The 6301-nt window shown below is 62.7% G+C and carries 7 protein-coding genes; 3 read left to right on the top strand and 4 right to left on the bottom strand.

The window, feature by feature from the left end; genetic code table 11:
* Nucleotides 1–237, top strand: a 237-nt coding sequence (locus PW947_RS19850) for a helix-turn-helix transcriptional regulator (RefSeq protein ID WP_299634063.1), incomplete at its 5' end; no start/stop codon positions are given.
* A 21-nt stretch (nucleotides 238–258) separates the two neighbouring features.
* The gene (locus PW947_RS19845) at nucleotides 259–594 is read left to right on the top strand and encodes a hypothetical protein (RefSeq protein WP_299634062.1); all 336 of its coding nucleotides are present in this window, start codon (nucleotides 259–261) and stop codon (nucleotides 592–594) included.
* A gap of 129 nt (nucleotides 595–723) precedes the next feature.
* Here the strand turns inward: PW947_RS19845 and PW947_RS19840 are convergent, their stop codons facing one another.
* The 4 genes from PW947_RS19840 to PW947_RS19825 form a co-directional block, all read right to left on the bottom strand.
* Nucleotides 724–987 carry a hypothetical protein gene (locus tag PW947_RS19840; RefSeq protein ID WP_299634061.1) on the bottom strand — a complete coding sequence of 88 codons (264 nt, stop codon included), beginning with the start codon at nucleotides 985–987 and terminating at the stop codon, nucleotides 724–726.
* Between the two features lie 245 nt (nucleotides 988–1232).
* On the bottom strand, nucleotides 1233–1565 hold the full coding sequence (locus PW947_RS19835; protein ID WP_299634060.1) for a hypothetical protein: 333 nt from the start codon (nucleotides 1563–1565) through the stop codon (nucleotides 1233–1235).
* A 290-nt stretch (nucleotides 1566–1855) separates the two neighbouring features.
* Entirely contained in the window at nucleotides 1856–3070 is a 1215-nt protein-coding gene (locus tag PW947_RS19830) for a porin (protein WP_299634059.1), read from the bottom strand.
* Nucleotides 3071–3112: 42 nt separating this feature from the next.
* Complete coding sequence (locus PW947_RS19825; RefSeq protein WP_299634058.1) at nucleotides 3113–4996, bottom strand: sugar phosphate isomerase/epimerase and 4-hydroxyphenylpyruvate domain-containing protein; 1884 nt, start codon at nucleotides 4994–4996, stop codon at nucleotides 3113–3115.
* Between the two features lie 377 nt (nucleotides 4997–5373).
* Here PW947_RS19825 and PW947_RS19820 point away from each other — a divergent pair, with 377 nt between their 5' ends.
* Complete coding sequence (locus PW947_RS19820) at nucleotides 5374–6252, top strand: shikimate dehydrogenase (RefSeq protein ID WP_299634057.1); 879 nt, start codon at nucleotides 5374–5376, stop codon at nucleotides 6250–6252.
* The last annotated feature ends 49 nt before the right edge of the window (nucleotides 6253–6301 follow it).

The raw sequence follows: 6301 nt of genomic DNA, 5'->3' as shown, positions 1-6301 counted from the left end.
CAGCTCGAACGGTATTTTCACAAGGTGTTTCACCTGACGCCGCGTCAGGTGTTGCTGAAGACGCGACTCGATGCGGCCACTGCGCTGCTAGTGTCGAACGACAAGGTCACGGACGTCGCCGCGCTGTGCGGCTACACCGATCACAGCGCATTCACGCGGCAGTTCAAGGCGACAGTCGGCATCACGCCGACCGAATACCGGATGATGCTGCACGGCACATCGCGCGAATCCGCGTAGTCAAGCACCGATCCACGCCGCATGGTTAGCCGTTCCGCCCGTCTTCGTTATTACGTCTATGTCGTCGCGCTGTCGGACAGCGTCTGGAACGAAGCGCGTTTTCGCCGCGCGAATCCGGATTACCGGTTCGACAAGCCATGCGTCTACGTGGGAATGACCGGGCTCGACCCGGACTTGCGATTCGACCGGCACAAAGCCGGCATTCAGGCGAACCGGTACGTGCGCGAATACGGCTTGCGACTCGTGCCGGCGTTATATGAAGTGTTCAATCCGCTGCCTTACGACGGCGCGCGCGACATGGAGGTCGAGCTTGCAATCGGCTTGCGCGAGGCAGGGTACGCGGTATGGCAAGCGTGACGTGAGCAACTGCGGTCAAACGGTCAAACGGTGAACCAGCGAGCGGCGATCAGCGAAATGTGATGCGAAACAGTGGCCAGACTCGGGTCAGGCAGTGTGAAACATGAATCGGTTTGCAGCGTTGCGGGTTTAGCGGCGCACGCCGAGGCCGCGCAGCACGGCATTGCCTTCGGGCGTCAACTGGATACGATCGGCGCCGACTTCGTTCGACACGGTTTCGATCAAACCGGCTTCGTGCAGCGTGGGAATTTCGGGTTTCGCGGATGCTTCGATCGGCGCGTGCAGCAACAGCAGCAGCGTCGCGAGTTCGTGATGGCTCAGCAGGCGTCGCAGTATGGTCGGACGCTTGGGCGCGGCGGTGGAATCGTGGGTAATCCGGTCAGTCGTTTTCATCTGGGCGTCCTCTTTGCGGGTCAATGTCCGCGGATCATGCGGACGAAGTCTTAAAGCTAACTTAAGACTTCCGCCGAGGAAAGCGCCCATCTTTTATGCAAATTAGCGGCGATTCTTCCGAAAATCGCCAGAAGCACCGCCCATCTTGCCTCACACGGGTGTCGCCGCGCGCCGGCGTGAAATCCGTTGACATCGAACGTAACGGAATCACACAAAGTAACCGGTAAAAATGCCGGTCGCGCGGATTACGGCGCGCAGACCTTGCTCGCCGCTTCGATCCACAGATTGCCGACGTGACGCTTGCCCGCGTAGAAACGGTAGGTCGTCGCGCCATTGTCGCTGCGCACCTTGACGATGTTGGAATCGCCGAAGTCGAGCATCTGGCCTTGCGGAATCGACGTGGACTTGAAGCTGGCGTTATGCGTGACCGCCTGTTGCGTCATGCATTCGACGACGTCGTGGACCGAGCGCTGCGTCGTGTTGTCGTCGACGGGTTGACCGGCGTCGGGATTTTTCTGGAAATACGCGCAAGCACCGAGAAAGAGCGGAACGGACAGAACAACGGCGAACTTCTTCATATTTCTCCAGAGGCGTTTTTCAGTGCGCGACACCGCAAATGCGCCCGGTAAACAGCATCGAAGGGCAACGGGTCGGCGCAGCGGACTGCGGATCAGCGGGCATTATATCGACAGCGCGTCGAACGCCGACGCGAAACCGGCGCATGCCCCGAGTCACCGGATCGGCAGCACGTGGCGTGCCCCATATGAAAAAACCGCGCCGGAAGCGCACTTCCGGCGCGGTTTTTTCGATGCGCGCCGAGATCGGCGCACATCGAGACCGTGTCAGTGAAACCTGACTGAAAGCCGCGTCAGAACGCGACCGCGAGTCCCAGCATGCCGACGAACTGCGCGTTGGTGGACGACGGCGTGGAGTTCTGCGAGTCGCCGGTTGCGGGCGTCGCCATCACGATATCGCCCGCGCCGTCCGCGCCGAGCGTCTCGCCGGACGCGCGCTGGTACGCTTCGACCGCGTAAATCGTCGTGCGCTTGGACAGGTGATAGGCCTGCTTCAGCGAGTATTGCTGATAGCGCGCGGCATTCGTGATGCCGTTCGCGCGCGACGCCAGCGTGTACGAGTAACCGGCCGCGACGTCGAAGCCAGGCGTGAAGCGGTACGTCGCCAGCGCTGCGTACGTGTTGAACACGGCCGTGTCGCGGAAGATCGAATGATTGCCCGGCGCGTACTGGACGTTCGAATACGTAAGGCCGACCATCAGGTCGCCGACGGTGTAATCGGCGGCGGCTGCAATGTGCTGGACCGACTTCGCCGACACATAACCAGTGTTCAGCGACGACGTGCCGAAGCTCGCCGTGGACGACGAATCGAAGCCGGTGCCGGTCAGGCCGACGTTGTTGATCTTCAGGTAGCCCGCGGCCAGCGCAATCGGCCCGGCGGAATACTTCAGCGCGCCGCTGATCGTCTGTCCCTTGCTGGTGGTGCCCGCAATGCCGCCGAACGCGTACATGCCGCTTGCCTGCAAGCCGTACCAGACCGGCGTGGTGTAGATGACCGAGTTGTTGATCCGGATCGTGGTGTCGAGGCCGTCGATATCGCCCGGATGCGCGCCCGTCGCGCCCGTCAGCCACTGGCTCGACGCGAGCGGCCCGACGAACTGGTAATACGGCGTGTACTGGCGACCCATCGTCACCGTGCCGTAGTTCTGGTTCTGCAAGCCCACGAACGACTGGCGGTTGAAAATCAGACCGGACGACGCGGCCGCGCCGGTGTTCGGGTCGAAGCCGGCCTGCACGTCGAAAATCGCGGTGGTGCCGCCGCCGAGATCTTCCGAGCCCTTGAAACCGAATTTCGACGCGTACAGGTTGCCCTGCCGCAGATAAACGTTCGAATGGCCTTTCTGGTTGTTCGCGTAGGTGATCGCATCGTCCACCACGCCGTACAGCGTGACGCTGCTCTGCGCAAAAGCCGGAGCCGCGACTAGCGACGCGCCTGCGGTGAACAGCGCGAGCCTGACGACGCCGCTGCCTGTTTTCAGGTTGTTTTTCGAAGAATTCCAACTGGTCATACGTGTTCCATTCTGATTGATGTCATCCGCACGCCTGATGCGTTACTTACGGATTTGCGCCTGTGCCGCGAGGCGCACGGCGGTATTGGCTGCGCCATAACCGTCGTAGCCGCCGCGGCGTTCGACGACTTCCAGGAAGAAGCGGTGATCGAGCTGTTCCGTATAAGCATGGAAAAACTCGCCCCCGCGTTCGTCGCGATCGTAGAGGATGTGGTTCGCGCGCAATGCATCGAGCAGGTCGTCGGGCAACGCATAGCGGGCGGCCAGATCGTCGTAGTAGTTGCGTGGAATACGCAGCAGCGGCAAGCCGTTTGCCGCGAATTCGGCCACGGCGCTGAAGATGTCGCCGGTGTTGAAGGCGACGTGATTCAGTCCCGAGCCGCGATACGCGTTCAGTGCTTCGGACACGGCCGTATGCCGGTCGAGCGACGCGTTCAGCGCGATTCGCACCGAGCCGTCGTGGCTGCGGAACGCGCGGCTGCGCACGAGTCCATACGGGTCGGGTACCAGCCAGCTCGGTTCGGCGACGAAGCCGAACGCGCTGCGCAGATACAACGCCCAGGTGTCGAGCGAACCCGACGGGATCGACAGACACACGTGGTCGATGCCGATCAGCGGGCCGACTTCGCTCGGGCCGTCGACGTCGGTGAGGACGAAATCGGCTTCGAACAGCGTCGGCGCGTCGGGCGCTTCGTCCACGAAGTAGTTGAGGCTGCCGTCCGGCGCCTGCACGGCGGGCAGCACGCGCTCGTTCGGACCGACGCGGCCCGAGAACGGCGTATAGCCGAAACCGGCCGCGCGCTCGAACGCGAGCTTTGCGTCGTCCACGCGAAACGCCGATGCGCACAGCGACAAACCGTGCTGCTGGAAGAACGCGTTCGCGAACGAATCGGCTTCCGCGTTCAGCACCAGCGACGCGGAGCCATGACGATACAGCGTGACGTCTTTCGACCGATGCGTGCCGGCGCGACGGAAACGCAGCTTTTCGAGCCAGCCGACCAGCGACGTGCGCGCGGCGTCATCGACCGCGAATTCGAGAAACTGGAAGCCGACGTGTGCGGGCGGCGCGGGCGGCTCGAACAGCGGCGCGGCCGGTCCGGCGGGTTTGCGCAACGCGGTGCGCGCCTGCTCTTCGAGGTACAGCAGCGAGCGGTAGCCGTCGGCGGCGGTGATCGCGGTCGGTGCGGCGCGGAAACCGTCGTTAAAAATCTCCAGCGACAGCGGGCCTTTATAGCCGCTTTCGATCACGCGTGCAGTGAAGCCGGCAACGTCGAGATCGCCCTGACCGGGGAAGCAGCGGTAATGGCGGCTCCATTCGAGCACGTCCATCTGGAGTTTCGGCGCGTCGGCGATCTGCACGAAGGTAATGCGGTCGCCGGGAATCTGCGCGATTTCGTCGGTGGGATCGTTCAGCGACAGCGTGTGGAAGCTGTCCAGTACGACACCGAGATTCGGATGATCGACGGCATCCACGAGACGCCACGCGTGACGATACGAATTCACGTGACGGCCCCACGCGAGCGCCTCGAAACCCGCAATCACGTTGGCTTCTTTCGCCGCCAGCGCGAGCGCGCCGAGTTGATCGACGATCAGCGCGTCGTCGGCGATGGTGTCCGGCGACACGTTGCTGCATACCAGAATGCGGTCGGTGCCGAGTTCGTGCATCAGATCGAACTTGCGCTTCACGCGGTCGAGATTGCGCGCGAGCCGTTCGGCGCTGACGCCTTCGAAATCGCGGAACGGCTGGAACAGCATGATCTTCAGACCGAGGTCTTCGGCGATGCGGCGCACGTCGGCGGGCGAGCCGTCGAAGTACAGCAGATCGTTCTCGAAGATTTCGGCGCCGTCGAACCCGGCGGCCTTGATAGCGGTCAGCTTCTCGACCAGCGTCCCGCTGATGGACACAGTGGCAATCGAACGCTGCATGAACGGCTCCTGCTCAAAATGGATGCGCAATAAGTATGCGCGTGCAACCGGAACGGCGGCGAGGGTTAACTGAAGGCAGACGCTTGCCGACGCGCCCCGCGCGCACGTCATGGTGCTGTGCACCAACGGGCGGCGTGACGCGGCAATGTACCAGTCCGTTAGCCGGGTTTGTCCGGTTCGGGCACGCAATTCGCCACTATAGCGCGATTGGCCGGAATTTTAGACACACTAACTAGATGGTACAAATTAGCAAAAACCCCAAAAGACACAATTCGCAGATTGCTTCAGACTTCGGGCCACGATCGGAGACACGAGCGGCATTGCGCTCGCATTCGAGCGCCTGACGACGTTCCTGAATAACAAGGGCAGCAAACACCATGACACAGCCTGTAACTCGACCTTCGTTCCTGATTGGCCTGATCGGCGCCGGCATCGGCGGATCGTTGACGCCCGCGATGCACGAGCGCGAAGGCCAGCAACTCGGCCTCCAGTATGTGTATCGGCGGATCGATCTGGAAGCGCTGAAACTCGACGCGTCGGCGTTGCCGGAGTTGCTGACGGCGGCGGAGCGGATGGGTTTCAACGGTCTGAACATCACGTATCCGTGCAAGCAGAGCATCATTCCGTTGCTCGACGATCTGTCCGACGACGCGCGGGCGCTCGGCGCGGTCAATACGGTATTGCTGAAAGACGGCAAGCGGATCGGCCACAACACCGACTGGTCCGGTTTTGCGCGAGCATTCAAACAGGGCTTGCCGGACGTGTCGCTGGAACGCGTGGTGCAACTGGGCGCGGGCGGCGCGGGCGCTGCGGTCGCCCATGCCGCGCTGACGATGGGCGCGCGCACGTTGACCGTGTTCGACGTCGATGCGAATCGCGCGGCCGCACTGGCCGCCGAACTTCAGGCGCGTTTCCCGGATGCGACCGTGACCGGCGGCGACGCGCGTCCCGAGACGCTGGCCGACACGCTCGCGCAGGCCAACGGCCTGATCCACGCGACGCCGACCGGAATGGCCAAATTGCCGGGCCTGCCGTTGCCCGCCGAATTGCTGCATCGCAATCTGTGGGTCGCCGACATCGTCTATTTCCCGATCCGCACGGCCTTGCTCGAAGCCGCGGAAGCTGCCGGTTGCCGCACGTTCAGCGGCGGCGGCATGGCGGTCTATCAGGCCGTCGATGCATTCAGGATTTTCACCGGCATGGAACCGGACGCCGACCGGATGTTCGCGTTCTTCCAGACGCTGCTGGCGCAGTAACGCGCCGCGCGTGATTCCGTCACGACACGCTTCACCCGATTAAAACAAA

Source organism: Paraburkholderia sp. (assembly GCF_028283785.1).
GTDB lineage: Bacteria > Pseudomonadota > Gammaproteobacteria > Burkholderiales > Burkholderiaceae > Paraburkholderia.
The sequence above is the reverse complement of the archived record's forward strand: the minus strand, read 5'-3'. Positions and strand labels throughout refer to the sequence as shown.

Coding starts and splice junctions, on each gene's coding strand:
- PW947_RS19845 (WP_299634062.1), top strand. CDS start 259: ATGGTTAGCCGTTCCGCCCGTCTTCGTTATTACGTCTATGTCGTCGCG.
- PW947_RS19840 (WP_299634061.1), bottom strand. CDS start 987: ATGAAAACGACTGACCGGATTACCCACGATTCCACCGCCGCGCCCAAG.
- PW947_RS19835 (WP_299634060.1), bottom strand. CDS start 1,565: ATGAAGAAGTTCGCCGTTGTTCTGTCCGTTCCGCTCTTTCTCGGTGCT.
- PW947_RS19830 (WP_299634059.1), bottom strand. CDS start 3,070: ATGACCAGTTGGAATTCTTCGAAAAACAACCTGAAAACAGGCAGCGGC.
- PW947_RS19825 (WP_299634058.1), bottom strand. CDS start 4,996: ATGCAGCGTTCGATTGCCACTGTGTCCATCAGCGGGACGCTGGTCGAG.
- PW947_RS19820 (WP_299634057.1), top strand. CDS start 5,374: ATGACACAGCCTGTAACTCGACCTTCGTTCCTGATTGGCCTGATCGGC.